We start from the raw sequence: 2,017 nt of genomic DNA on the forward strand, positions 1-2,017 counted from the left end.
TCTCTTGGTTCTTCTTCGCCCAGCGGGCATCCGTATCTTTTTGAGCGCCAACGTTCGGATTCTTTTCAAAACGATCAGGCGTTTCACCGCGTTTTATCTGTTTGTTTTCTTCCTTTTTATTGCGCTGCCTGGGAACATCGACAAAACTCGCATCCACTATTTGACCTTTTCTTGCTTGAAAACCGTGTTCCTCTAATTGAACATCAAAAGTAAAAAACAAACGCTTCATTAAACCAGCTTTGACTAGGTTTTCTCTAAACAGCCACACTGTCTTGGCATCAGGCACCTTGTCCGATGGAGTCAGACCTAAAAACCGGCAAAAAGAATAGCGGTCCCGTATTTGGTACTCTATCTGATCATCGGATACATTGTATAAGTGCTGAAGTACGAGTACTTTGAACATCAGAAGCTCGTCATAGGCTTTACGACCCGCATTGCTTTTTCGGTTCGACTTTCGTATTTCCTTTAAGGTCGGACGAAAGGCTTCCCAAAATATCAGTTTGTTGAGATGAACTAATGGATCTTTTTCATCTAACTTGCGATACCTGTCATCTAAATCAAAAAAGCCGGGCTGAGACATAGAAGGAAACTCTTGAAATTTTTGAACAGTGAGATTATATCAAAGTTGGGCTATTTTTAGAGGTGCCCAGATGACATATTCGATAGAATATTCGAAAGCTTTTTAGAATATTTAAGCTTTGTTCGCATTACAGAGAATCCTTCAGAAGTAGAGCAAAAACCTGGGTATTATGTTCGTGATGAAAACAACCAGCTAATCAATTATGAAGAAATACTTAAAAAAGAAGAGGAAGAACGTCAAGCATCAGAAGACCCGAACAGTTCATGGTTTTAACGCAACAAAAAACCAATATTTTGCCGCAGCAATAGCAATACCGTATTGGCTCACAGTGCGCTTCTTTTATATTGAAGCCCATTCCATTAGTTGGCAGTTCTAATAAATTGACTAAAAAACTCTAATATCAATGATCACTGATAACTTTCTCATCAAACTGATTGGAAAAATAATTACCTAAATCAGGAGTAAAAAACACACCTGTTAATTTGGCACGCTGAATTGTAATTTTAACGATCTCTTTGCATTGCAAAGTGTAATAACCATTGAACTCAGCTCTAAAAACCATCCAATCTTTTAATTTTTCTTCAAAAAAAGCGAGATGCTCAATATCACCCCATTCATTTTTTTTACTTAAAGCTGTATCAAGTGCATCAATGTCTTCCGCAATACGTAAAGGGGTGAAAAGATAGGCATTATTTCCACCTTCATCTATTAAAGGAAGAAATTCTCCATCTTCTTTTAATAGATCAGCTAATACATCATAAGCTGCTTTGCTTAAGTACAACCGCCCTTGTAAAGCCGCTATATCTGGCTTAGCAAGTCCTTCATCTTCTTTGCCTCTTTCCTCAAAACTCACTCTTACGGGTTCTTTGAAAACGTCACCATGACGAATCGGAAAGCCATTCATATCAATCCGATGATCCATATCGTTATTTGAAAGCTGAGCAACTTGTGTACTATCCCAAATCATCCCTAGATAATGAATATTGTCAAAAACAATTGTATAAAGTGACATACTATTTCCTATCGACCTGTTCTCGGCATGACATTAGGAGGAACAGCCCCACTTTGCAAGGCAACTCTAATTAAACGTAAGACGTTGACGAGCTGATCTGGTGTTCTGATCAAGGCAGGCTGAATTCTTGCATTAAGCCAGAGGTAATACTGTCTGTGATGAATACGGCGATGCGGAACCGCATTACGTAGATGATTTGGCATTTGAAGCCTGTCTTCCCAATCGCGAGGTAACCAGCATCCATTGTGCGGATCGTCGATCCTTACACGAGCCCAAGATAATAAAAGCCTCAGCGTCATACTAAAGGGTGCATAACTTAGACAACACTGTATAATACAGTCATGAAAAATGATGGCAGAAAATTAAGTCACGATACGCTCGAAGAAATTCGCATTCGTGCAGTACAACAAGTGGAAGCTGGCGAA

3 protein-coding genes are annotated in these 2,017 nt (G+C 39.2%); all 3 read right to left on the bottom strand.

The genetic code is table 11. From position 1 onward, the window contains the following. The coding region (locus LU351_RS20315; RefSeq protein ID WP_232592392.1) for a transposase at window positions 1-580 on the bottom strand (580 nt) is incomplete at its 3' end. Between the two features lie 400 nt (window positions 581-980). Next, window positions 981-1,592: a hypothetical protein gene (locus tag LU351_RS20320; RefSeq protein WP_232595914.1), complete on the bottom strand. Its 612-nt coding sequence runs from the start codon at window positions 1,590-1,592 to the stop codon at window positions 981-983. An 8-nt stretch (window positions 1,593-1,600) separates the two neighbouring features. Then, a complete protein-coding gene (locus tag LU351_RS20325) occupies window positions 1,601-1,891 on the bottom strand; it encodes an AHH domain-containing protein (RefSeq protein ID WP_232595915.1) in 291 nt (96 codons plus the stop codon). Window positions 1,892-2,017: the final 126 nt, after the last annotated feature.

The organism is Marinibactrum halimedae (assembly GCF_021234875.1).
GTDB lineage: Bacteria > Pseudomonadota > Gammaproteobacteria > Pseudomonadales > Cellvibrionaceae > Marinibactrum > Marinibactrum halimedae.